Genomic DNA, 24,767 nt, shown 5'->3' with positions numbered 1-24,767 from the left:
AGTAACTCTGGTTGAATTGATAAAATTAAACATTTGTACAATTTGTTGTGAGATTATGATTACCATAGAAGTGTCCCAGTTAGTGCAAGCACCTGCTGCTCAAGTATGCGAAACGCTATTAAACCATCAACAGCTTGACAGGTTTTTTAATGCTAAAATTAAACAGGTTAAAGCACAATATGAAGGTGAATTACCGGGCGGTAAAGGAGCGGTACGTCAAATTTCTATTGGAAAAATTGTCTTTAAAGAGCAAATTATTAACGCAAGCTATGAACACATTTGCTATAGAATTATCGGTAAAGGGCCAGTAACTAACCATCAAGGTGATATTCAATTAACACCTGTGGGCGTTCAAAATAATACGACACAACTCGATTATATGATTAAATTTTGTGCGCCAAAATGGTTACCGTCTTTTATATTAAAGTTTATTGTAGGGCGCGATATTAACAAAGCCATGCAAAAACTAGCGGAGCATTTTTCATGAGTATAGAAATTATTCTCTTGGCATTAAGCCCCATTTTTTTAGTGTTTGTTGTTTATGAATTTGTAAAGCATCGCAAGCTTTACGACATTAAAGACAGTTTAGCCAATACCGCTTTAGCGCTTTTACATCAAGGCTCAGACGCAATCGCGTTGTTATTATTAATGCCTTTCTTTTATTGGTTACATCAATTTGCGGTGTTCGATATCACGTTAAGTGTCGGCACAGTGTTTATCGCCTTTTTGCTGCAAGACTTTCTTTATTATTGGTTTCACAAAGCCTCGCATCATATTCATTGGTTGTGGGCAGCACATGTGGTGCATCACAGCTCTACGAAAATGAATTTTTCAACGGCATTTAGACAATCGTTAATGTATCCCTTGGCTGGTATGTGGCTTTTTTGGCTCCCTATGATCTTAGTTGGTTTTGATCCTAATACGGTATTTACCGTGGTTGCGTTAAATCTGGCTTATCAATTTTTTGTTCATACTCAAATCGTTTATAAACTCGGCTGGTTTGAGAAAATATTCAATACGCCTTCGCACCACCGCGTGCATCATTCAACCAATAAAGCGTATGTAGACAGAAACTTTGCTGGCGTACTTATTATTTGGGATAAATTGTTTGGCACTTATGTTGAAGAGAACCCTGAAGAACATGGTCCTTGTCGATTTGGTATTATTGGTCAAATTGAATCAAAAAATCCGTTTGTTATCAGTTTTCACCAATGGATCTATATGTTTAAAACGGCCTATAACGCACAAGGTTTTAAAGCTAAATGGCAGGCACTTTTTGCTTATCCTACTAGCTCGGTTAAAGTGGAACCTAATCAGCGGTAACTAATCGGTGTTAACTAATGAGTACAATTAATTGGCTTTCATTCAACAGGGTAAAGCGCTAAGGTATTGAAAATTAAATTACTGGGTAACTTATGAAAATATTAATCACCGCAACCTTATTACTTAGCACTTCGACAGTATTTGCACGCTCTGCACCTGTTGTGTCTATTCCCACGCATGACGCATTTTTTAATAACATTGCAGCCTATTGTGGCAAGGCATTTGAAGGTAAAGTAACTATAGATAATGCAACAGGACCAAGTTCGTTTGCTGATAAAAAATTGGTTATGCATGTTAGAAAATGCAGTGAGAATGAGCTTCAAGTGCCGTTTCATGTCGGTGACGATGCCTCACGTACTTGGATTATTACCAAAACAGGCAGTGGTCTAAGTTTAAAGCACGATCATCGTCATAAAGACGGAACTGACGATGCGTCAACCATGTATGGCGGACACACAGTTGATGCAGGCTTTGCCCAAATGCAATCATTCCCAGCAGATCAATACTCAAAAGAATTATTTGTTAATCAAGGTATTGCTCAATCGGCAGGTAATACGTGGCAAATGTATATTTACCCTGAAGTATTTACCTATCGGTTAATTCGCCAAGGTCGTGAATTTAAAGTCGATTTTGATTTAACTAAGCCTATTAATTTACCTGTAACACCTTGGGGTTATAAGAACTAGCATATCGCGTTAGCAAAGTGAGTTATTTAGTTCATCGTTAACCTAACCATTAAACTAGCCTATTGAGTTCGATGACTTAGATCATGTGAACATGATTGCCAGAGTATTTGTGAATTTAGTTAGAATTTTACAAGTATTCTGGCGTTTTCGTTTAAAATAAAAAATACAAAATAAAAAAACCAATGACTTCATCTAAAATTCCCAAGTAAGCATAATATACTGTATATTATATTTACTTTAGGAATGAGTTCTTCTACTATATGCACACTCAAGGACGAACACATGACTCAGGAATAAGATGTCGAGCCATTTCAACTCAGGTATTCAATGTTTATCATTGATCGCCCGCTTTCACCAAATCCCCGCAGAGCCAAGCTCGCTACTTCGTGAATTTCAATATAATGATGCTGATGAGAATAAAGCATTATTAGCGGATATTAATTTAATTCGTGCCGCTAAAAGTCTTGGTTTTAAAGCCAAAATAATATCAGATACCGCCGATAAACTTACCGACCATGTATTGCCGGCTATAGCGCGTCATGTTGACGGTCACTTTTTTATCATTGCCAAAGTTGCTAATGACAAAGTGCTTATTCAAGACTTGACTGATGTTAGTGATAATATTGAGTCAGGCAACAAAGTTGACACCGAACCTAACAGCGGACCAACAACCTATTCATTTACAGAACTTTCAGCGTTTTGGACAAGTGATTTATTACTACTGTCTAAGCGTACCTCGCTTATCACTGGTGTATTAACCGACAGCGCTAAATTTGGTTTTTCTTAGGTTCTACCGCTGCTTGATGGAGTAACACAGCAATTAGAAATTGATGCAGGTTTACTCAACAAGGACATAGGTTTTGTGCATACAGGGCAAATCGCTGAAATAAAAATAGACAGTTTTCAATTCACCAAATACGGGGTGATAGACGGTGAAGTTATCGATATCTCATCTGACGCCATAGAGCATGAACAATTCGGTTTGTTATTCCCACTTAAAGCTTCATTACAAACAGAGCGTATAAATGTTGATGGCAAGTGAGTACAGCTAAAGCCTGGTATGTCGGTTACTGTCGAAATTAAAACTGGCACGCGGCGGTTAATGGAATTTTTATTAGCACCATTAATGCGTGGGGTTAGTGAAGGGGCGCGTGAGCGCTAAATGTTACTTGTTAAATTATTTTAACAAAATAGAGTTAACTTTAATGGGAATTAAAAATGAACAATAACAAAATATTTGCACTACTTCTGATAAAGAGGACTAAATAATGATAGGTCTTATCGTTTTATTTTTTATTTTTATATTGTTTTACGGGGTTCATCGCATTGCTAAACGTTTTGCCGATGATTTCTCTGGTGATGACAAGCCTAAACTAAATAATCGCTTGTATTGGGGGTCTATAGGTTTTTGTATTCTAGTGCTTTTCGGTGATGAAATTATTGGCGGCGCACAAATGGCTTACTTTTGTTCAGCAGAGCCAGAAATAGAAGTTTTAGTTGATGATCTTAAAGATCGCAGGATTCATCCTAGCACTGATTTTCATGTAATAGAAAATACAGTGCTGGAAATTGAAAAAAGCATCGATACTTACGTAGATGTCGAAACTCAAGAAATAGTGGTGAACGGATATGCTTATTATTCGCAAGGAGGCTGGTTAAGCAGGGCGATTGCTTTTAATGGCAGTAAAAATCCACTGCTATTTAGTAACGTGTGTGGGAATTCAAGAGAAATTATGTATTTATTGCACACTAGGCAAGCAAAAATTGAATACGAGTAATAAAAGGGGTCAGAGCCGTTTTAAGTAACCTATACTGAGGTAAATTGTATCTTCAGTAGGTTTTAATTATGCCAAGAAAGCCAAGAGTTTCATTAGCGAGTGTGGCGGAACATGTTATTCAACGGGGTAATAATCGCCAAGCTATTTTTGCCTGTGAAGATGACATGAAAGCTTATGTAGCTTGGTTAAAGCAATATAGCAAAAAGTATAAAGTCGCTATTCATGCTTGGGTCTTGATGACCAATTAATTTAAAACGGCTCTGACCCCTTTTACCTTCAACAGTTCCTTACTACCGCGCTGCCTCTATTAATGATTCCCACGCTAAAGCGTTAAATGATCTATCTCCATTTAAGGTAAGCTATACTCAAAATTCGAACTAAACATCTATATATTTGACAAATAGTTAGCTTTAATATAATTTAAAATATCTTGAAAGGACTCAAAATATAACTGTAGATGGACTTACATTTCTCAGTGTATTCCAGCCTCATTATTAATTATGTCCTTTTTAAATTCCATACAAGTTGTCTAATTTTAGATTGTATAAAGGGGGTAGTATGCAAAAAATATATTTTTTTTTAGCTCTTGTCTTAATTATAGGGTTCTCTATGGGGTTTTATTTTGCGAATAATAGTTCAAATGTATCGCTCTCTTCCAATTTATATGGGAATACTATTAGATTAATAGCTATAAAAGAAAATTTATCGAACAATAATTTAGAAGAAGCCTCAAAAGTATCACTAGATGCCGCCAATAAACAAGTTGAGCTGCTTTCATTAATAAAAAGTAATCAATATTTACTTTCTAAAAAACAGCAAGCGGAACTTAATTATTTAGTTAACAAGATTAATAAACAAGGAAGTAAGTAATGAAATTAGTAATATTTATCTGTGTCGTATTTTTTTCAGTTCTTTTTAGCTCGGGGTCTAAAGCAGATATACCACTGCATTGTCTTGAGTGTAGTGATATTCAAGCCGAAACTAAAGTTTTATTTGAAGCAAGGAATAGAGCAAATGGTGTTTTACGGTACAAAGAAAGATTTGTTGTATTTGATCCCGTAGCTAATTTGACGAGAACTTACAATGCAGTAATACATTTCGAACCTGAATTAGGTAGAAATGTGATCGAAAATGTTGGATTAACGAATAATAAAGAAGAATTTGTTGATGCTGTAAATGCATACAATAATGCCCTTGTATCATTTTACAATCAGTTAAATGCTATAATAGAGCCAACAGCTAAAATAGAACTTTATAATTCCCCAACTTCAAATACTAATTCATCACCATATGCAAAAGTAGATGTAAACGGCTGGTTGTATAACCTAATCAGAGGGCAAGCTATTTATAATGTTGATTTTCCTTCATATTCATGGATGAAAAATAGTACGAGCAATCAACTTCAAGTCACTGAAGCTTTATCTGTAATGTTCTCTCTTGACGCTCTTAGTGGAATGTTATCAACTATAGGGAAACAAGCTTTTGCTGAGCTTGTATTGCAACTTCCGCTACAGTATACAGTTCGATTTGAAAATGGCGATACAGTATCTTTCTTTTTTGACTGCTTTTGTTCAGTTCCTTTTCTACCATTACATGAAACTGCCAAAAACTCATCAGGACAAAAGTTAAGTAGCGTATCACAGTCAGGAGGAGGCCCTGGTAGTTATAATAACTTTTACAATGCAGCGGTTAGAAACGGTCAACAATTACAACAAGTATGTACTACTGTATATACGGATTCAGGCGGTGGAAGTGCAGCTCAGAGAGTTTGTTGGTTTGCTTATTTTTAATTTCCTATAGAGCCACAATTATTTTTAATTGTGGCTAATTTTATATAGAAAAACTGTGAGGTTGAGTATGAATAAATTATATAAACTTAAAGTAACTATAGTTTTTTTAGCTGGATTTTCTACTACATTAATTTTGGGTTTTTATTGTAGCTTGTTTTTGTCCCAAGCTTCATTTTTAAATACTAATTTAAAAAATGTAGTAACTTTTTTAGCAATAAAAGAAGCATTGGATTCTAATGATATTAAAAACGCAACTAGTATGACGAATAAGGCTATAGATGAGCGAATAGATACGCTAAAGTTTTTAAATAACAAAGATGCTTCTCTTTTATCTCCTTTCATTGAGGAGCTAGAGAAAATGAATTATAATGCTTTACTTTAAGTATTCTTTTTTTGAGATAGTCTAGCATTAGAGTGCAACACTCTAATGCTTTTGATTTTATCGTATTTCAATGAAAAGATTTTTACTGTGAACAAATAATCACTTACGGCTTATACCGACTAAAGTTTCAACTTCATTAACAACTGTTTATAACTTACTAAACCTAACCTCATTCAGTTTTTGGTGAACCATCCTGACCTTTCGAAGAATACTGCGAAGAATACTGAACTTTCGAAGAATAAAAGGGGTCAGAATAAAAGGCAGCAGAATAAAAGGGGTCACAGCCGTTTTAAGTAACCAATACTGAGGTAAATTGTATCTTCAGTAGGTTTTAATTATGCCAAGAAAGCCAAGAGTTTCATTAGCGGGTGTGGCGGAACATGTTATCCAACGGGGTAATAATGGCCAAGCTATTTTTGCCTGTAATAAAAGGGGGCAGAGCCGTTTTAATTAACCTATACTGAGGTAAATTGTATCTTCAGTAGGTTTTAATTATGCCAAGAAAGCCAAGAGTTTCATTATCGGGTGTGGCGGAACATGTTATTCAACGGGGTAATAATCGCCAAGCTATTTTTGCCTGTGAAGATGACATGAAAGCTTATGTAGCTTGGTTAAAGCAATACAGCAAAAAGTATAAAGTCGCTATTCATGTTTGGGTCTTGATGACCAATTAATTTAAAACGGCTCTGACCCCTTTTATACTTTTATATATGATTGACTAAAGGTTAACCATATACTGCCGATACTCTTATTAAGTTAATTAACAAAAAATCTTATGACGGGTATAAACGCTTTTAGAATTCACTTAGATACTCCTGTAAATTATAGGGCAGAGTATTCTGCTACATCTACTGAAAAAACTAATGCGCCTCATCATGTTCAGTCACATACCTCAGAAAATTTGCAAATCAGCATTTCTAGTGAAGCTCGCGAGAAATTAGCTAAAGAACAAAGTGCTATTGGCGATATGCTAACTGAACAATTTAAGCAGAATGCTACTAAAGATGTTGATAGTAATAAAAACGATTCTAAAGAAGAATTCCTTGATGAAATGATCGAGAAAACTCAACAACAAATTAAAGATATTCAACAAGAAGTTCGCTCATTAAGTAACGATAATTCAGAAAAAGCTGAACAACAACGTAAAATGCTTGAAACTCAGATAATTACACTTACAGCTACCTTGTTAAACCTGTTAGGTAGAAAGCTCGAAACTATTTCTGCATAAAATAAAATGCTCAAAGTCGTATTACAATTGCAGTGGAAGTTAAGATGCGTTGGTTAATAGCTCTCAAGGTTCTCTATCAATTTAAAAAAAATCAAGATCGAACACGTTATTTAAGCGCGTATTTCACCTCTTAAAACATCAAATGAAATAAATACCCAAATGCTAAGGTCTACTGTTTATAGTCACTTATACGAGTCTCTTAAATAAATAATAAATAAAATTTTTGTTAAACAGCACAGGATATACACATTGAAATCATTATTAATAAAATTACATGCATTGCTCAATAAAAGCCAACATTTCGATTTTTTAGCGCCTTTAATGCTAAGAATGTATTTAGTGCCAGTCTTTTGGATGGCAGGCACTAAAAAGATAGAAGGCTTTGACGGTATTGTTGAGTGGTTCGGTAATGCAGATTGGGGGTTGGGTTTACCATTTCCTTTTCTAATGGCGATACTGGCAACAGCGACTGAGTTTTTTGGTGCCATCGCGTTATTTTTTGGCGTTGCTGTTCGATGGTTTTCTATTCCTTTGATGATCACTATGGTTGTTGCCGCAGGTGCGGTGCATTGGGATAACGGTTGGCAGGCGATAACCGATCCGAGCGCGCCGTTTGCGAATGAACGCGTGGTTGAAGCATCGAATAAATTGGTGATTGTAAAAGATGTGCTGCAAGAGTATACCAATTACGATTACATTACCTCTAGCGGTAGTGTGGTTATGCTTAATAACGGTATTGAGTTTTCGGTGACATATTTTATTATGCTACTCGCTTTATTATTTATGGGGGCTGGTCGTTATGTTAGCGTGGATTATTGGGTAGCCCGCCAACTTTACAAAGCGCCTTTAGCAAAAGCATGATTTAGCCTATACGCTAAAAAACCCGTTTTAAAATAAAGCGGTAAATATTCTATTAAGCCTTTGATGAATATGACAAGATAACCTTAATTTTGTCAGCTTTATCAAAGGTTTTTTTATTTATGCCCGCTTATCTTTTATCTATTGATCAAGGCACTACCAGTAGCCGTGCGGTTATTTTTGATTTGAGCGGTAATGTTATCGCTTGTGCACAGCAAGAGTTTGAGCAAATATTTCTTGAAGATGCTTGGGTTGAGCATGATCCTAACGTTATATGGCAATCTGTGCTCGAAACTTGCCAACAGGCAATAAATACCGCCAAGCAGAAGGTTAATTTGTCGGTGGGTGATATTCTCTCCATCGGTATTACTAATCAACGTGAAACCACTTTAGTATGGGATAAAAAGACGGGCGAATGTATTTACAATGCCATTGTTTGGCAAGACAGACGTACTACTGAGTTTTGTCAGCAACTATCTGAAAAGCCATCGGTTGTTGAGCTTATCTCCAGTAAAACAGGTTTATTGTTAGACCCTTATTTTTCGGCAACAAAACTGGGTTGGTTGTTAAATAATGTCGCAGGCGCAAGAGCCAAGGCAGAGGCAGGAGAGCTACTTTTTGGCACGGTTGATACGTATTTGCTGTGGCGACTCACCAATAAAAGGCAACACGCAACAGATGCCACCAACGCCAGTAGAACCTTATTGTTTAACATACATTCCAACGAATGGGATGATGAACTGTTAACCTTGTTTGATATTCCTAAAGCAATGTTACCAGAGGTTAAAAACAGCGCTGATGACTTTGGAAAAACAACGCATTCGTTATTCGGCGGCGAAATTGCTATCGGCGCAATAGCGGGCGATCAACAAGCGGCGTTAATTGGACAAGCGTGTTTTACCACAGGCATGATTAAAAGCACTTACGGCACCGGTTGTTTTATGATCATGAATACAGGGGATAAGGCGTTAAAGTCGAATAATCGCTTGTTAACTACTATTGCTTATCGGTTAAAAGGTAAAACCACCTATGCTTTGGAGGGAAGTATTTTTATGGCGGGAGCGACCATTCAATGGTTACGCGATGGCTTGAAGATGATCAACCAAGCCAGTGAATCAGAGCACATTGCCTTAAGTACAGGCAGCGATAATTCTGTGTATTTAGTGCCTGCATTTACTGGATTAGGCGCGCCATATTGGGATCCTAACGCCAGAGGTGCGATTATTGGTTTAAATCGCGACACAGGTATTAAAGAAATAGTAACGGCTGGTTTGCAGGCGGTTTGTTATCAAAGTCGAGATTTAATTGAAGCAATGGAAAAAGATGGTATCGCGCCAACAAGTTTACGCGTTGATGGCGGTATGGTGAGTAATGATTGGCTGATGCAGTTTTTAAGCGATATGCTAGCTATGCCTGTTGAACGCCCTAAAAATACAGAAACAACCGCCTTAGGTGCAGCTTATCTTGCGGGCCTGCAATGCGGTGTTTTTAAAGATTTAGATCAAATTTCAGCGTTATGGCAACAACAGAGCCAATTTAGGGTGGAAATGAACGAAAATACTCGTGAAAAATTATACGCAGGTTGGCTAGATGCTGTTACAAAAATAAGCTCAGATTAAGATCAAACTAGTTTTAGTTTTAGATTTGGTTTAGTTTAGGTTTAAGTTTAGCTAGGTGCAGCATAAAATTAGTAGTTACACTGGTGAGGGAACATTGTAAACTCTTACTAACTCAGCATTACTTTGCATACTTCAATTTTTAATTAAGGAAAATACCCAAATGAAATTATCTTTTTTATTTACGCCTTCAATTCTAGTGCCTTCAATCGTAGCCGCGTCAGTTCTAGTGGCTAGCACTACGCCTGTTTACGCGAACGATTTTACGAAGTCTTTAAATAGTTTAACAACAAAAAGCGAAGCCAATGCAAGCAAAGATATGCAAAGCAATGCGCTGACAAGTTTTGCTGCCGAGCAATTAGGCATGTCTGAAAGTACGGTAAGCGCTGGCCTAGGCTCTTTGTTTAAAGTAGCAAAAGATAATTTAAGCCAAGACAATTTTGATATTATCAGTAAAGCCGTTCCAGATATGGGGAGCTATATCTCGAAAGCTCCTAGCGTTTCAAGCTCTTCATTAACGTCTATGTTAGGCAAAGCAGGCGATTCAGGAAAAGCTGCGGCAGGTCTCGATTATTTAAACTCAGCATTTGATAAGTTAGGCATATCAAAAGATCAAATTCCAGCAATGATGAATACGGTAACCGGCTATTTAGAAAATAACGGTTACGGTGAAGCGGCAGGCTTATTAAAGCAAGGCTTAAAGTTTTTATAAATTAGACAATATAAACATTAGTACGACAGGTATTAATAAAAAAACAAAACCAAAGTAGTGAAAGCTTTGGTTTTTTTGTATCTAATTTATTCATAGATGCGAATACTAGCGATAACTCAGGTAAATCTCTGTTAAAATACCACAAGCTTCAAATTACTTTTATTTACACATTAGGACATCCCTTTGACTAACAACGACATTTTACGCCGTATACGCTACATCTTTAATTATAACGATCAAAAAATGATCGCTATTTTTGCTTCAGCTGAACTTGAAGTAACCAGAGAGCAGGTAAGTAACTGGTTAAAAAAAGATGACGATGCTGATTATGTGAAATGTTTTGATAAACAGTTAGCGGTGTTTTTAAATGGTTTAATTAATGAAAAACGCGGCAAAAAACCAGGTCCACAGCATCCTCCTGAAACGCGCCTAAACAATAATATTATTCTAACTAAGTTAAAAATTGCCTTTAACTTAAAGTCTGAAGATATTATTGAGTTATTTGCTAAAGAAAATTTAACCGTGAGTAAACCTGAGTTAAGTGCTTTTTCACGTAAACCTAATCATCAACATTATCGTGAATGTAAAGATCAGTTTTTACGGAATTTTTTACAAGGTTTAGATCATCTATATCATGTAAAACGCAGAGCAAAAACAGCTCCACCTAAAGACTCAGCCGATTACGAACAAAAAGACAGCCCTAAAAAAACCTACGGTTCAGCTAAACCTAATGCCAGCAAAATTTATGTTAACCCTAATCGAACCATTGAAGAAAAACCTAAGTCGGAACGTAAAGTATTAAAATTAAAGCCTGAACAAATTTGGGGAAAAAAGAAATAAGCGCTATAACTGATTAACACGCATATAAATAGTTAGATTATTAAAAATAATTTAACTAATAAGAAAAAAGAGGTGTTTATGTCTGAACAATCTAAGTTACCGTCATGGTTTAAAACGTTTGCTATTGTTTCACTCATTTGGAATTTATTAGGGGTGATGGCTTTTGTTGCTCGAACAACCATGTCAGCAGAAACGATAGCGTTAATGCCTCCAGCGGAACAAAATTTATATGCAAACACCCCTTTATGGGCAACTATTGCTTTTGCTTGTGCCGTATTCGGTGGCAGTTTAGGTTGTGTGGCGTTGCTAATGAAAAAATCAATGGCGGTGTTATTGTTTACTGTTTCATTAGTAGGCTTAGGTATTCAAATGTTCCACGCTTTTTTTATTATTCCTTCATTTGATGTGTATGGTCTAGGGGGTTTAGTTATGCCTATTATGGTTGCTACTTGGGCGGTTGCTTTATTATTAATAGCGAAGAAGTCACAAATTAATCAGTGGATAAGTTAGTTTGTGTCGGTCGTTGTAAGTTGTTGTAGCTAGTTGCTTTAGCTTTGTGAGTTAAATGAAAATTAATCTTAAAATAATCAGTGCTCTTTTATCGCTTTTACTTTTTTCAACATCAGCCTTTTCTCAGTGGTATCAAGAAAGTTATAAGGTCATGGGTACTCAAGCAAATGTTGAGTTCTGGTTAAGTACTCAAAGCGAAAGCAAAAAAGAGAACGATAGAGATAGAGCACATCAAAACGCCAAAGCTCAACGGCTAATTCAAGCAGTTAAAGATGAAATGCACCGTATTGATAAAGAGATGAGCCCCTATAAACCGCAAAGTTTATTAAGTGCTATTAATAATCAAGCCAGTAAAACTCCCGTGAAAATATCTCCCGAGCTTTTTGAGTTGTTATCCACCGCTCATAAAATTTCAGTGTTAAGTGAAGGGGCTTTCGATATTACCTACGCCTCTGTTGGTTATCAATACGATTATCGAGCGAATAAAAGACCCGATCAAAAACATATTGCACAATCATTAACGGCTATTGACTATTCTGGGGTAATTTTAGATAAAGCCAATAATACCGTAAGTTTTAATCATAGTGATATTAAAATTGATTTGGGCGGTATTGCCAAAGGTTATGCCGTTAAACAATGCCTTAATATTTTAGCTAATGCAGGTGTTGAACACGCTTTAGTAAGTGCTGGTGGTGATACAGGTTTGATTGGTGATCGCCTAGGAAGACCTTGGCTAGTAGGAATTAAACACCCAAGAGCAGAGCATAAATCTGCGGTTCACCTACCGTTAATTAATGAAGCGATATCAACGTCTGGAGATTATGAGCGATATTTTATGGAAGATGGTGTGCGTTATCATCATATTATTAACCCTAAAACAGGAGATTCAGCACGTAAAGTTGTGAGTGTTTCCATTATTGGTAAAGATGCAACGGTTGTTGACGCATTATCCACAACCATTTTTGTTATGGGGTTATCATCAGGCATGACATTCATTAATCAACTGCCTGACTATGAGGCAGTGATTATTGATAGCCAACAAACCATGCACTTCTCTAGTGGTTTACAACAGAACTAATTTTCAGTATCGCCAGTCTATTAGCTTCAAATAGCGGTTAAACTCATCAGTAAACTAATCAGTTAATCAATCAGCTATACAATCGGTTGAAAAGCCGTTAATGAGTCTAACATTACTGAATTACCTAAACCTTGTCCGGGCACTATGTTAGTAAACTGGTTTTGCTCACCATGTAGTGCCATATAGTTAAGTAATACCGTTTCTACTAATAAGTTAACGTTATTAGCTGATGGCGCCGACGCTGTTTCTACCGAGGCATCAGGGCGCATAAAGCCTATTTGTTGGTTCATAGCCATTTGGTCGTCATTGCTACCCATTAGTTGAGGTTTTCCTGTAGGATTAAACACTAAGAAAAATGAAGCGCCAGTGGATGAATTATCCCCTGTCCATTCGCCTTTTCCTCGACCTTCAGCAGAGTCATCAATTCGGCCATTACTAGCCACAGAGCCATCACTAAAAACGTACATCATTAGCGGCATATTTTTTCGAGCGGCATATTCAAGACAAGCGCCCATACAGCGCCCAGCACGTAAATCTCTTAATTCTCCTGTACCGCGATCGCCAGTATGATAGTCGAAACCGCCCATAGTAACAGTACCTGCACCTGAGAATCCGTTAACGACAAGCTTCATAATCGAAGCGGTTTTTTGGAATTCTCTTTCACCGTCAAATTCATTTAAGGTAAAAATGCCACCAGGGCCAACAATGTCAGGATCTAATACCGGATTAAGCGTAGAAGGATCGCCAAATCTGTCAGCGATATCAGCACTTTTAACATAACCACAATTGATTAGATCTTTAATGACATCGTCGCGAGTTACTTGGGTATTTACGGTCGCCATTTTTTGAGCGCTTACCCGTTGAATACTCTCCATTACCGCAACCGCATCACTTTGCGATAGTAAGTTAAATAAATCGCCAACATCCACTAAACCTGTTACATCGGTAGCTCTATCTATTTTGGTGGGACGTTTACTTAAATCAATAAAACTTGTTGGCGCCATTGAGTTACCGCCAGAGTGGGTATTTCTCGAACCTATAAGGGGCATTAAAGAGCCGTCAGCACCTGCTGCAGCAATCGCATACATAGGATTGTGTGGATTATTACTGGTGTCATTGTCAGAGCGATTAGGTATTACCGCACCATTTATTTTACTCGCAGTTTCAGGTGATACTTTTTCTAAAATACCGCGTAAAAAAGCAGAATCAGAATGAAAAGCCAAACCAATATCTGTATTAATAAAGTCGGACAGTCCGCTAACGGGATTGGCAATAGAAGGGGTCATATCGCCAGGTAAACCAAGTTTGTTATAACCTGCAGTCGATAAAAAATCTAGTTGTCCACCTGCGCCGCCCACCAATACATTTGAACCAGAAATATTAGCGCCACCGGCTAAATCAAAACTGATAAATGGAATTTTACCTGCGCCTTGTACGCTAATACCGCAAGAGTCTCGCAGAGCTTCTAAGTCTGGAGAAAGCGTGGCATGGGCTTTATTCGGATTTGCAAACATATTCAGTAATGACAAGCCAGCCACTGCATGTCCGCCTGTTTTAAGCCCTGAGGCGATAAAATCTCGACGGGTCATTAATTTAGGATGATCGCCAAAAAGCAAAGGGCTGTTTAGATCAAAATGTTTGTTTTTTCTCATATTATTCTCCTAAGCTTATTGAATTAACATCACTGCACTGGCTAATACCGACGCACAACTTGCTTTTGCAATGGTGGCTGTGCGTTCAACTCCACAAGTATCGCCGCAAGCCGATAACCGAGTGATTAAGTTGTCGAGTTCGTTATAAACCACTGTTTTGTTAGGTTGGTTAGTTAAATTTAACGGCATTAATTGTGCTAACAGGGGATTAAGTAATTGGCTTCTGCCTTCAGTGTTTAGTGCAACGTTAGGTTGCTGAGTAAAATCAACATTAGGAAACCATTCAGTACGTAATTCGCTGTTTTCAAGGGCGCTATCGCAATAGGCTATGGCAAGTTGGGTAATGCCCATTTGTTGTGCTGAAATAAAGGTTTCAATATCTTCATTACTTGGCAATTGCCTTTGAACTAATTGATAGGTTTGCGCCACTTTTACTGACGCTTGCGGCACTCTTGTTAATACGCTCATGCTGGCGTTAATTTCTGAAAAATTTCGTAAGCCAATTTTGGCGCTTTGCGTACTTGCAGGCACTTCATCGGTGATAATAATATCGCCAGAGATTCTTGCATTGAGATGTTGGCCTAATTGCTCAAATGATAAGAAAAACTCATCTAAATTAGCGCCTTTTTCTAATCCAATAATGGTGCCTAAAGGAGAGAGCGGTAACATTTCTGTTAAATTTTGGCCACTCGCGATTGATTGTTCTAAGTGGCTATATGCTTGCCCTTGAATGCTTTCTTTACCATTTAACCCTATGCGTAAGCCTTTTATTGAGACGTTTGCAGAAGGTGTTAATCCGTCTAAATTAACCACATTTGGGTTGGTGAATAAATAACTGTAATTGTCGAATTGGCTTACTTCAAATAAAACATAAGTGTTAGCCAAATCGATAAGTTCGCCGATTGAAAACAATAAAAAGAATTTTTCACCCACACCTACCTCAAAATTTTGCACAATGTGGTTTTGCGCTAACGCTCGATTATAAACGGCGAGTAATTGAATGTTTCCTTGCCAAGTATGATTGTTTGAGGCTTCTTTCCCCAAAATTAACGCAAAACTGTCGTCCCATGAAGCAAGTGGCGATATTTCATCATCATTGACCTCAATAAGCTTTGAATTAACATAAAGTTGTCGCCCATTGGTTGGATCGTAAGTGAGTACCACATGTTGAAGCGTTGCTTGTAGCACTTCTTCAGCATCAGGCGTAGATAACGCAGGTTCACCATTAATGCTACTGCTTTCATTGCGCAATAAAAAGTTATAATTGTACTGAGTTTGCCCTAAGGTAAAGTTGCGCTCTGTATCTCCGGCTGAATAGGTAATAATTCTTGCAGGGCCTTCTTGCACTACATTATTAGGAGTAAGCCAAGCTTCGATAGAAAATTCGCCAGTAGAGGTGATCAAATCATGAAGTTTTTTACTGTTCGCGGTACTTGCTTGCGCTTTACCGTTAGTAAAAGAGAGTCCCCAACTGCCTAACCAGTCTATATCTCCGGTTAAGCTTAAATTAGCGGCAGGGGAGATGCCCGAAGTATCATAGGCGATATTGCCTTCACCTGTTTTAAATTGATACAGCGCAATAACATCAGTTTCGTAACGACCGCCGCTAGAAGCAACAATGCCGTCGGTGAGTAATAATGATTTTGACACCACCATTTGAGGAGAAATTTCATCAAGGGGGATCTCTTCACTCAGGGCGGTGATTGCTGTTTGCATTTCATTACTGTTGTCTTGACAGTTGCTCCAACAATTATGAAATTCACTGCCTAACCGCACCACAAGTCGAGATTTTTCAGGATCATCGAGGTTAATAACCTGTTTGGCTGCTTGATAGGCTTTATCGATATCAGCGCTTGCAAAAAAAGGGGATTGCGCAAAGGTAGATGTTTCATTATGACAAGCGGCACAATAAGTCGTTACCAATGGGTAAACATGAGTGGAATAAGCGTTTACATCGTCGGGAAAATTCTTACTGCTGCCGGGCGTTCTTATAACCGGTGGTGATAAATCTATCGTATTGGCAGTGCTGACTCTTTCGTCTGACCAGAGTTTTATCCACTGCTGCATAGTTTCTCCACAAGCAGAGTCACTGTCTAGCCAACAGTTATGGCCGTTAGCAACTTTTTCTACAAGGCGCGATTGCTCAGGATTAGCTAAATTGACTAAAGGGTTGGTGGCAGCATAAGCGTCATTCACATCATTTCTACTGGCGAAATAGGGCGATTGCTCGCCTTCAGTATGACAAGTTCCGCATTTGTCACTGGTTGAAATATTATCCCAAAGCGCTGTTTTATATTTTTGAATATCTTGGGTTAAAGGAGCTGGGCCAGTATAAGTGGTTGATTGATTATCTTGTTGGCTTGGCGGTTTTGACTCTACTTCAGCGCCTCCACAACCTGCAAGCACTAACAAAAGCACTAACAAGAAGAATGCAAGATTAACCTGTGGTGTTGAAAAGTTGGTCGCCAATATTTTACTGATAGTGTTATCGATAAAGCGATTAAATAAAATCATCATTATTCGCTCATACAATAGTTACCAACTTCAGCAAATACACGCTTGAGTTGATAAGAATGTTGTTTAAAAGATTCTGTGGAATTGGCAATTTGCGTTAAATCTTCGGCTGTTTCAGCATCACGAAGGCAAACGGTATTAAATACTTTTTTCACTTGGCATTGCGCAAATGCTTGGCTGTTAGCGAGCTCTTGCCCTAAAGATTTTGCTCCTGCGCCTTTACCACTAATGGAAGGATCCCATCCTAATCTTTGGTTAGCGCCTTCACGCCAATAATTTTGCCATTGATCGTCAGGAGTAACAAAACCGTAGGGGAATGTGGTTGAGTTATTGTGATATTTAGCTTGAACGCGCGTACCTGTTACAGAATCTATTATGCCTTGTTGATTGTAGCCGATCGCACCAGACTCTCCTGAGGGATCATTATCTTGATCAAAGTCATAATCATAATAAGCAAAGGCTTGAGCAAGTGGGTCCATGCCGGTATGACAGCCCAAACAGTTATTGATAAATAATCGACTATCACCACCAGGACTTCGACTTACATCTTGCCTTATTCTATCAGGCGATAGCGTGGTATCTTTTAAAGGCTCTAAATCTGTACATAAATGATTCATTAAGGTAAATCGCAACATGGCTCTGTTGGTGCCTAAATAGAAAAAAGCTTTTGCCGCGGCTCTACTGGTTAAAACGCCTGCGGTGGCAGTAGCTGGGAGTCCATTTAAACTCGACTGGCTTTGCGAAACTAAATGGTCTGCTAAATTAATAAATTGTGATTCTAGCGCTAAATAATGCGCATTATTATTGTTGCTATAAGCTGGTAGTCCTAAATCGTCACTGCCTAAATAAGTAATGTTTGCTTGCAGCAACTGTCTAAAATCGATGTCGTCTCGTACCATGCCAATAACAGTTGCGCTGTAATCGTTTAATTCAAAGAATATGTCTTGCTCTTTATTTGTCCAAGGCGTTGCAAATATCTTTAATGTTGTAGAGTAAAAAGCAGGAGATTCCATGGCTTTATAAGCTGCTTCAATGGCTTGCCCATTATCGAGTAGTGTTTTCATTTCTGTTAACATAGTGCTTGATGCTGGTACACCCGCAATACGATCGTGTAACTGCTTCGCTTGTTCAAGTGTTGAGCCATAACTGGAAAATGAAATAACGAAAAATAAAGGAAAAAGTAGCGCAGCTCTTATATGTTTAATTGGCAGAAAGAACCTGAGGGTATTGCCCCATAATGTTATTATTTGACACATCGCTGAAAACATCCTCATACAATCTCCTTGAAGATGGTTAGTTTGAATTTGTAAAAATAAGTTAATTAAATCAAATTACTGCTGTTTTTTAGCTGTTTTGTTTTAATGGAGTAATAATTAAAAAATTATACAATTAAAAATTAAGCGCTTACTTTTAAGTCTTGCAATTCTGCGACTCGACGATAATAATGTCAATCACTAAAATATTGTACTTGTTCAATAATTATACAGTTAAGCGAACTTGCTTTTGTTGTAATCAATAAACGTCGAGGAAATGGTGGCATGGATCCGAAGTTATGTTGTAGCGGGTTTGCTCTTGTTATACTTCTGTTAACCGGATGTAAAACAGAGTCATTACAAAGTGTTGAGAAAGTTGATCCTGTATTAGTTGAATTCCCAGTTGTCTACATAGAAAGGGAAATTAACACAGGGATTGACGATGAGGTAACTCCTGTAGAGTTTTCAGCTTACGAACCGATTATTTTTAATCCAGGTGCGTCACTGATTGTCAAAAAAAACGCATTCGCCGATTCTCCTCAAACTAATTTAACGTCATTATATTTTTCTGATGATGAAAAAATTGATATTCGAGATTTAAAAGTCTCTGATGACGGCCAACAATTTTTAGTGTCTATTCGCGCCCCCGAAATTGAAAATGCCAACGATGATGAACAGCCTAAGTGGAATATTTGGCATTATCAATTAGCAAGTCAACAATTTAACCGCATTATTACCAGTGATCTTATTGCCGAGCAAGGTGATGATCTTATGGCGTCTTTTCTACCTGATGGTCGTATTATTTTTGCTTCTACAAGACAACGCCTTTCCAGAGCTATATTACTTGATGAAGGTAAACCTCAGTATTCAACCGTAAATGAAAGAAACCAAGACAGCGTATTTAATCTTCATATAATGAACGCCGACGGTAGTAATATTAAACAGCTAACCTTTAATTTAAGCCATGATTTTTACCCTTTAGTTCTTCAAGATGGTCGTATTTTATATAGTCGCTGGGATGCGATGGGCGGTAATCAACAAATTAACTTATACCGTATGAATCCAGATGGCACCGATAATGAACTTGTTTATGGCTGGCATTCTCATCAAACGACGATAAACGATGAAACAGAAAATATTGAGTTAATTAAACCGCAACAATTACCAAATGGCGATATTTTATTACTGCTCTCCTCATCACAAACACCTTCATATCAAAAAAGCCCTGTGATTATTAATATTGACGACTTTATTGATGAGAACCAGTCTATAATTGAAGGCGAAACAAGTGCTACTGCAATGTCTAGTTTATTTGCTGATACTGAATTTGACTTTAATTTTTCTGACAAACTCTCATTATCTGGGCGATTAAGTCATGTATTTCCTTTACCTGACACCAGCGAACGTTATTTAATTAGTTGGGACTTATGCCGCGTAGTGATTGATGATTTGATCAGAGCTTGTGGTCAATTAACGGATGAGGAGTTTTCTAATGAGGATTTGGTGGCTGCACCTCCGTTATTTGAATTATGGTTGTTAAATAAACAAAGTAATACGCAGCAGCTTGTTGCTAAAACTTTGCAAGGAAAAATGCTGACCGAAGCTATTGTAATGCAGCCTGCGTTAGTACCGAGTGAGTTTGTTGCCGATAAAACGGTGGGTAATGCATTAGATGCAGAACTTGTTAATCAGCAATCTGCCGCGATACATATTCGCAGTGTTTATGATTTTGATGGGGTTGACAGTTCAATTAACAACGGTAACGCACAAGGAATCGAGCAATTAAGAGATCCGCTAATAACACCTGCTAATGCATTACCTGCACGATTTCTTCGTATAATACGTGGCGTACCAATGCCGCCACGTTCAGTAAGACAAGTTCCCAATACTGATTTTGGTCGCAGTAATAATCAATTAATGCGTGAAATTCTTGGTTATACGCCTATTCAACCAGACGGTTCAGTGAAAGTTAAAGTGCCAGCCAATGTGCCATTTGCACTCAGTGTCTTAGATGAAAAGGGACAAAGAATTGGTGGTCGACATCGTCAATGGATAACCTTACAAGCAGGTGAAACCCTTGAATGTACAGGTTGTCATACTTCAAATAGCGAACTGCCTCATGGCAGACTAGCGGCACAAGCGCTTAGTATTAATTCAGGCGCTACCATAGGCGGATCACCTTATCCTAATACAAGTGCGCTGATTATCCCTGAACAAGGGCAAACCATGGCGCAAGCAGATGAAATGGTGAATGGTTTACCGCAACTGAGTGCGGATATTAATTATAAAGATATTTGGACGAACTCTGAGGTATCTCAAGTTAACCCAGATGTTAATTTCAGCTATGCAGCGCTTAATAGTAAAGCACCTAATGGTAGCGAATGTTTTAATAATTGGAACGCGTATTGCCGAATTCAAATTAACTACCAAGAACATATTCAACCATTATGGGAATTAACAAGGCAAGTATTTGACGTTGAAACCGAGGCGTTATTACAAGACAATACTTGCGTTAATTGTCATCAACCACTCGATATTGACGGGCTTGCACAAGTACCTGCGGGGCAATTAAGTTTATCCCCAAGTACTTCAGCAGATCAAGCGGCTCACTTCACTAGTTATAGAGAATTGTTTTTTAATGATGTGGAACAAGAAATTATTAACGGTATTTTAGTGAATAAGTTAATCGAAGTCACCGATGAAAATGGCAATGTTGTTTATGAAGTAGATAGCGAAGGTGAATTAATTCTAGATGCTGAAGGTTTGCCTATTGCAGTATTAACGACAGTGAATGTCAGAAATATTTTATCGACTAATGGTGCTCGTGCTAGTGCGCGATTTTTTGATTTGTTTTATCAAGTGAATAATGGCAGCGTAAACCACCAAAATATGCTGACTAATGACGAATTAAAGTTACTCAGCGAGTGGCTAGATATTGGCGCACAATATTATAATACGCCATTTTATGAACAAGATTAGTTGAAGATAACTGACTAAATTGAAAACTAAAAAGTTGACTAAATAAGTTGAAGACAAAAATTTTATCAAAAAATAAAGGTTGTTATCAATGCAATGCACTCACCACTTTACTGTATGCATTGATGGTGTTCTGTGGTCTTATTTTTAACTTCTCTGTTATTGCTGCAGATGACGAAACTGCCTCATTAAAAGCTGTTTCTTTAAGAATAGAAGTCCCTTATGTTGAACTTTTTTCGGGGCCCGGCATTGGTTATCCAGTTTTACATATTGTTGAAAAAGGCGAGTCAGTCAGCGTTGTTATTAAAAGAACGTCATGGCTTAAAGTGAAAGATAAAAGAGGTAATGAAGGCTGGTTGCCTGAGCAGTCTTTATTTGGTTTAAGCCAAGCAGGTAATAACATAGCGCAAAGTGAGGTCACAACGAATGATTTTGCCTCAAGAAACTATGAAGCAGGTGTGATGCATGGCGATCTTTCTGGGGCTAATTATTACGATGTATCGTTAGCTTATAACTTATCTGAAGTTTTTAATACCCAAATAAGTATAGGTAAAGCATTGGGAGATATTTCAGACAGTACCTTATATGAAGCAATGTTGGTGGCTCAACCTTTACCCGAATTACTCATTATACCGTATGTTGGTATTGGAGGGGGATTGATAAAAACGACCCCTCATAGTGTATTAGCAGACGCTAAAAATAGACAGAGCACTTTAATGAGTGCTGCTATTGGTTTTAAATATCATTTGGCGCGTAATTTTTTAGTAAGGGCTGAGTATAAATATTCACTGGCGTTAACAGACAGAGATGACAATGAAGAGATTAAAGTATGGAAAGTAGGTTTCAGCGTATTCTTTTAGCGTTCAGGCTATTAAGTGGTGTTTTGTTATTGAGTATTTGTTCAATCAATACTTGGGCGGCAGAAAATTCTAATAGCAAGAATGAACTTGTTATTAAAGCGGATGTTGAAAGACGTACCGTACTTGACGATGTACTCGATAATGAGAATTTTGAGTTTGGTGTACAAGCGGGCGTTATCTCAATTGAAGACTTTGAAAGTAGTGGTTTAGTTCGTGCCCATTTTGCTTATCACATTACTGAGTTTTTTTATGTAAAAGCCATTTACGCTTATGCAAAGGGCGGAGAAACAAGCTTTGAAAAACTGGTAAATGCCGCGCCATTACTGACCGACGAACAAAGAAAATTTAATTCTTATGGTTTGAATATTGGTTATAACTTGATGCCAGGCGAAGTGTTTTTAGGCCGAGATTTAGCCTTTAATAGTTTGTTTTCAGTAGAACTTGGCGCAGGTAGTACGGAATTTGCTGGCGATGATAATTTTACCGTTAATATTGGCGCTAATTATCGGGTATTTATTAATGACTATCTCGCATGGGATATTGGTATGAGTGATTATATATTTGACACTTCGATTACCGGTGAAACAAAAACAACCCATAATTTGAATTTTACCACGGGTATTTCATTTTACTTTTAAAAGTGTGACTTAATCGAGTAATGATGAATAAAGGAATTGATAAATGAGTAAAACGCATATAACTAATATCACCAATATAATTAATGTGAGTAACATGAACAAAGTAAAAACACGTATTAACGCTGCATTTTTACCACTACTGTTGAGCTTGTTAGTTGTAAGTTCGCTGTTTTCTACCTTTAATGCCAATGCATTAAGTATTGGAGATACGGCACCAGATTTTACTTTGAAAGATTTACAAGGTAATAATTTGAATTTAACAGAGCAAAGAGGCCAAATTATTGTTATCAATTTTTGGGCATCTTGGTGTGGACCGTGTCGAAAAGAAATGCCTTACTTACAGACCATACATGAGAAATACTCTCCATTAGGTGCTGCTGTTTGGGGCGTAAATGTTGAGCAAGAAAACCAAGCAGGGCGAGATTTTTTAGCCGACTTAGACCTAACGTTTCCAATATTTTTTGATGAATCTAATACCATTTCAGCTAACTACCAAGTAGAGGCGATGCCAACTACCGTTATTATTGATCGCGATGGTAAAGTTCGTTATGTTTTTCGTGGTTTTAAAGACGGTTACGAAAAAAAATATGCTAAGGCAATAAAAGCCTTGATCAGAGAGTAATTCATGAAACGCTTATTCGCTCTTTTTAGTCAATGTTGTTTACTGTTATTAAGTTTATCTTTGACAGGCTGCGCACAACTAGGTGTAGAGCCTTGGGTAAAACCTTATGAACGACAAAATCTAGCAGATCCTATTATGCGCACTAATCGCCATCCTATTGCTAATATGCATGTATCACATGTTTATGAAGCGAGAGAGTCTGCCAGAGGTGCAGATAATAGCGGTGGTGGTGGTTGTGGTTGTAACTAGCATGAAATACATTTATAGCACTTTAAACTTTAATATAAATACTGTGCTTTTGTTTGTGTGCTTATCTTTAACTGCACAAACGTTTGCCGCTGTACTAGACGACGATCGCGCTGATGTGCTTTATCATAGTTATGATGGTGGCGGCATGAAAATTGACGGTCCAGCAATATTACTTCGTAAAAAAGCCAGTGAGTCTGTCGCCTTCAGTGCTTATTATTATGTTGATACTATTTCTTCGGCTTCTGTTGATGTATTAAGTACTGCAAGCCCTTATTCGGAAGAACGCTTAGAAGGGCAGTTAGGTGTTGAATATTTGCACGATAAAAGTGTTATCTCATTAGGTATTCGCCAAAGTGATGAAAGTGATTTTCTTGCTCAATCATTTAATTTTAATATCTCTCATGACACTTTTGGTGATTTAACCAATTTAAGTTTAGGGGTTGCCTTTAGTGATAATGAAATTAGTCGCAATGGCGATGATTTTTTTGCTGAGCAAAGCCAACAATATCGAATTAAAGCAGGTATTAATCAAATACTAACCAGAAATTTAGTATTAGGTATTAACTTTGAAGCAGTTGCTGATGAAGGGTATTTAAATAACCCATACAGAACAGTGCGCTATATTGATAATTCAGTACCGTCTGGTGTAGGTTATCAAAGTGAAGTTTATCCACAAACCCGCAACTCTTTTGCCAGTAAAGTCTCACTAAGCTATTACTTGCCGTACCGCGCAGCGCTATTTTTACAAGTGAGACACTTCAGCGACAGTTGGGAAATTGACTCAAATGATGTTGAAATTGCTTATCGCCATCCATTAGGGAATACCTTGGAGCTTGAGTTTAAAGTGCGATATTACCAACAATCTCAGGCGAGTTTTTATAGCGATTTATTTCCTTATCAAGATGCACAAAACTACTTAGCCAGAGATAAAGAGCTCAGCGCTTATAACGATATAACTTTCGGGGTGGGGGTTACTTATGTGCTCCCTAAACAATTCGCCATTGGCGATTGGGATTCAGAAGTGTCTGTTCAGTGGGATCACCTTACGTTTGATTATGACAACTTTAGAGATCCCACCGCAGAAGGTGGCGTAGGGGCTGAACCTTTTTATGGCTTTTCTGCTAATGTCTTTAGAGCTTTTTTTAGTGTGTACTTTTAACAAACGTAAATTTCATAACAATAACAACTGTAATTAGGATTTG

General features: G+C 37.6%; 27 protein-coding genes. 24 read left to right on the top strand and 3 right to left on the bottom strand.

Translation table 11 applies throughout. The features are described 5' to 3' along the window. The first annotated feature begins 55 nt into the window (after positions 1-55). The 18 genes from AC27G3_RS09035 (at position 56) to AC27G3_RS08950 (ending at position 12,801) form a co-directional block, all read left to right on the top strand. Positions 56-487: an SRPBCC family protein gene (locus AC27G3_RS09035; protein ID WP_487120818.1), complete on the top strand. Its 432-nt coding sequence runs from the start codon at positions 56-58 to the stop codon at positions 485-487. After that, positions 484-1,323 (top strand): sterol desaturase family protein, encoded by an 840-nt coding sequence (locus AC27G3_RS09030; RefSeq protein WP_487120816.1) that lies wholly within the window; start codon positions 484-486, stop codon positions 1,321-1,323. The genes AC27G3_RS09035 and AC27G3_RS09030 overlap by 4 nt, the downstream gene beginning before the upstream one ends. Before the next feature lie 92 nt (positions 1,324-1,415). Next, positions 1,416-2,009, top strand: coding sequence for a hypothetical protein (locus tag AC27G3_RS09025; protein ID WP_487120815.1), 594 nt, complete (start codon positions 1,416-1,418; stop codon positions 2,007-2,009). A gap of 298 nt (positions 2,010-2,307) precedes the next feature. After that, positions 2,308-2,796: a cysteine peptidase family C39 domain-containing protein gene (locus tag AC27G3_RS09020; RefSeq protein WP_487120813.1), complete on the top strand. Its 489-nt coding sequence runs from the start codon at positions 2,308-2,310 to the stop codon at positions 2,794-2,796. A gap of 9 nt (positions 2,797-2,805) precedes the next feature. Beyond that, a complete protein-coding gene (locus AC27G3_RS09015; protein WP_487120884.1) occupies positions 2,806-3,051 on the top strand; it encodes a beta-barrel domain-containing protein in 246 nt (81 codons plus the stop codon). 226 nt (positions 3,052-3,277) lie between these two features. Continuing rightward, positions 3,278-3,787: a hypothetical protein gene (locus tag AC27G3_RS09010; protein ID WP_487120811.1), complete on the top strand. Its 510-nt coding sequence runs from the start codon at positions 3,278-3,280 to the stop codon at positions 3,785-3,787. A 68-nt stretch (positions 3,788-3,855) separates the two neighbouring features. Beyond that, on the top strand, positions 3,856-4,035 hold the full coding sequence (locus AC27G3_RS09005) for a transposase (protein WP_487120809.1): 180 nt from the start codon (positions 3,856-3,858) through the stop codon (positions 4,033-4,035). A 310-nt stretch (positions 4,036-4,345) separates the two neighbouring features. Then, positions 4,346-4,657, top strand: a complete 312-nt coding sequence (locus AC27G3_RS09000; RefSeq protein WP_487120807.1) for a hypothetical protein — start codon at positions 4,346-4,348, stop codon at positions 4,655-4,657. Further along, entirely contained in the window at positions 4,657-5,577 is a 921-nt protein-coding gene (locus tag AC27G3_RS08995; RefSeq protein WP_487120805.1) for a hypothetical protein, read from the top strand. Before AC27G3_RS09000 ends, AC27G3_RS08995 begins: the two co-directional genes overlap by 1 nt. A 67-nt stretch (positions 5,578-5,644) precedes the next feature. Then, complete coding sequence (locus AC27G3_RS08990; protein ID WP_487120803.1) at positions 5,645-5,959, top strand: hypothetical protein; 315 nt, start codon at positions 5,645-5,647, stop codon at positions 5,957-5,959. A gap of 494 nt (positions 5,960-6,453) precedes the next feature. Next, positions 6,454-6,633, top strand: coding sequence for a transposase (locus AC27G3_RS08985; protein ID WP_487120801.1), 180 nt, complete (start codon positions 6,454-6,456; stop codon positions 6,631-6,633). 101 nt (positions 6,634-6,734) lie between these two features. Further along, a complete protein-coding gene (locus AC27G3_RS08980) occupies positions 6,735-7,187 on the top strand; it encodes a hypothetical protein (protein ID WP_487120799.1) in 453 nt (150 codons plus the stop codon). Positions 7,188-7,436: 249 nt separating this feature from the next. Beyond that, a complete protein-coding gene (locus AC27G3_RS08975) occupies positions 7,437-8,048 on the top strand; it encodes an HvfX family Cu-binding RiPP maturation protein (RefSeq protein WP_487120797.1) in 612 nt (203 codons plus the stop codon). A 119-nt stretch (positions 8,049-8,167) separates the two neighbouring features. Then, positions 8,168-9,664 carry a glycerol kinase GlpK gene (gene glpK / locus AC27G3_RS08970; protein WP_487120795.1) on the top strand — a complete coding sequence of 499 codons (1,497 nt, stop codon included), beginning with the start codon at positions 8,168-8,170 and terminating at the stop codon, positions 9,662-9,664. Between the two features lie 160 nt (positions 9,665-9,824). Next, positions 9,825-10,373, top strand: a complete 549-nt coding sequence (locus AC27G3_RS08965; RefSeq protein ID WP_487120793.1) for a DUF2780 domain-containing protein — start codon at positions 9,825-9,827, stop codon at positions 10,371-10,373. Between the two features lie 183 nt (positions 10,374-10,556). Further along, the gene (locus tag AC27G3_RS08960) at positions 10,557-11,213 is read left to right on the top strand and encodes a YehS family protein (protein WP_487120791.1); all 657 of its coding nucleotides are present in this window, start codon (positions 10,557-10,559) and stop codon (positions 11,211-11,213) included. A 78-nt stretch (positions 11,214-11,291) separates the two neighbouring features. Further along, the gene (locus tag AC27G3_RS08955; RefSeq protein WP_487120789.1) at positions 11,292-11,723 is read left to right on the top strand and encodes a hypothetical protein; all 432 of its coding nucleotides are present in this window, start codon (positions 11,292-11,294) and stop codon (positions 11,721-11,723) included. Positions 11,724-11,778: 55 nt separating this feature from the next. Further along, entirely contained in the window at positions 11,779-12,801 is a 1,023-nt protein-coding gene (locus tag AC27G3_RS08950) for an FAD:protein FMN transferase (RefSeq protein ID WP_487120787.1), read from the top strand. A gap of 74 nt (positions 12,802-12,875) precedes the next feature. Here the strand turns inward: AC27G3_RS08950 and AC27G3_RS08945 are convergent, their stop codons facing one another. Genes AC27G3_RS08945 through AC27G3_RS08935 form a run of 3 tightly spaced genes read right to left on the bottom strand, consistent with a single transcriptional unit; the run spans position 12,876 to position 18,241 of the window. Then, positions 12,876-14,453, bottom strand: coding sequence for a hypothetical protein (locus AC27G3_RS08945; protein ID WP_487120785.1), 1,578 nt, complete (start codon positions 14,451-14,453; stop codon positions 12,876-12,878). 15 nt (positions 14,454-14,468) lie between these two features. Then, entirely contained in the window at positions 14,469-16,970 is a 2,502-nt protein-coding gene (locus AC27G3_RS08940; protein WP_487120783.1) for a LamG domain-containing protein, read from the bottom strand. After that, positions 16,970-18,241 (bottom strand): hypothetical protein, encoded by a 1,272-nt coding sequence (locus tag AC27G3_RS08935; protein ID WP_487120781.1) that lies wholly within the window; start codon positions 18,239-18,241, stop codon positions 16,970-16,972. The genes AC27G3_RS08940 and AC27G3_RS08935 overlap by 1 nt, the downstream gene beginning before the upstream one ends. Before the next feature lie 264 nt (positions 18,242-18,505). On the opposite strand from AC27G3_RS08935, the gene AC27G3_RS08930 reads away from it, so the two are divergent. From AC27G3_RS08930 to AC27G3_RS08905, 6 genes are read left to right on the top strand one after another with little or no spacing between them, the layout of a single operon-like run. After that, complete coding sequence (locus AC27G3_RS08930) at positions 18,506-21,199, top strand: HzsA-related protein (protein WP_487120779.1); 2,694 nt, start codon at positions 18,506-18,508, stop codon at positions 21,197-21,199. Positions 21,200-21,246: 47 nt separating this feature from the next. Next, positions 21,247-22,056 (top strand): SH3 domain-containing protein, encoded by an 810-nt coding sequence (locus AC27G3_RS08925; RefSeq protein WP_487120777.1) that lies wholly within the window; start codon positions 21,247-21,249, stop codon positions 22,054-22,056. Next, positions 22,026-22,694, top strand: coding sequence for an outer membrane beta-barrel domain-containing protein (locus AC27G3_RS08920; protein ID WP_487120775.1), 669 nt, complete (start codon positions 22,026-22,028; stop codon positions 22,692-22,694). Before AC27G3_RS08925 ends, AC27G3_RS08920 begins: the two co-directional genes overlap by 31 nt. 43 nt (positions 22,695-22,737) lie before the next feature. Further along, the gene (locus AC27G3_RS08915) at positions 22,738-23,316 is read left to right on the top strand and encodes a TlpA family protein disulfide reductase (RefSeq protein ID WP_487120773.1); all 579 of its coding nucleotides are present in this window, start codon (positions 22,738-22,740) and stop codon (positions 23,314-23,316) included. A gap of 3 nt (positions 23,317-23,319) precedes the next feature. Then, a complete protein-coding gene (locus AC27G3_RS08910) occupies positions 23,320-23,565 on the top strand; it encodes a DUF4266 domain-containing protein (RefSeq protein WP_487120771.1) in 246 nt (81 codons plus the stop codon). A 1-nt stretch (position 23,566) separates the two neighbouring features. Further along, positions 23,567-24,724: a DUF3570 domain-containing protein gene (locus tag AC27G3_RS08905; RefSeq protein ID WP_487120769.1), complete on the top strand. Its 1,158-nt coding sequence runs from the start codon at positions 23,567-23,569 to the stop codon at positions 24,722-24,724. Positions 24,725-24,767 lie beyond the last annotated feature (43 nt).

The sequence above is a fragment of the Colwellia sp. SU-HH01217 genome (assembly GCF_057543495.1).
The sequence above is the reverse complement of the archived record's forward strand: the minus strand, read 5'-3'. Positions and strand labels throughout refer to the sequence as shown.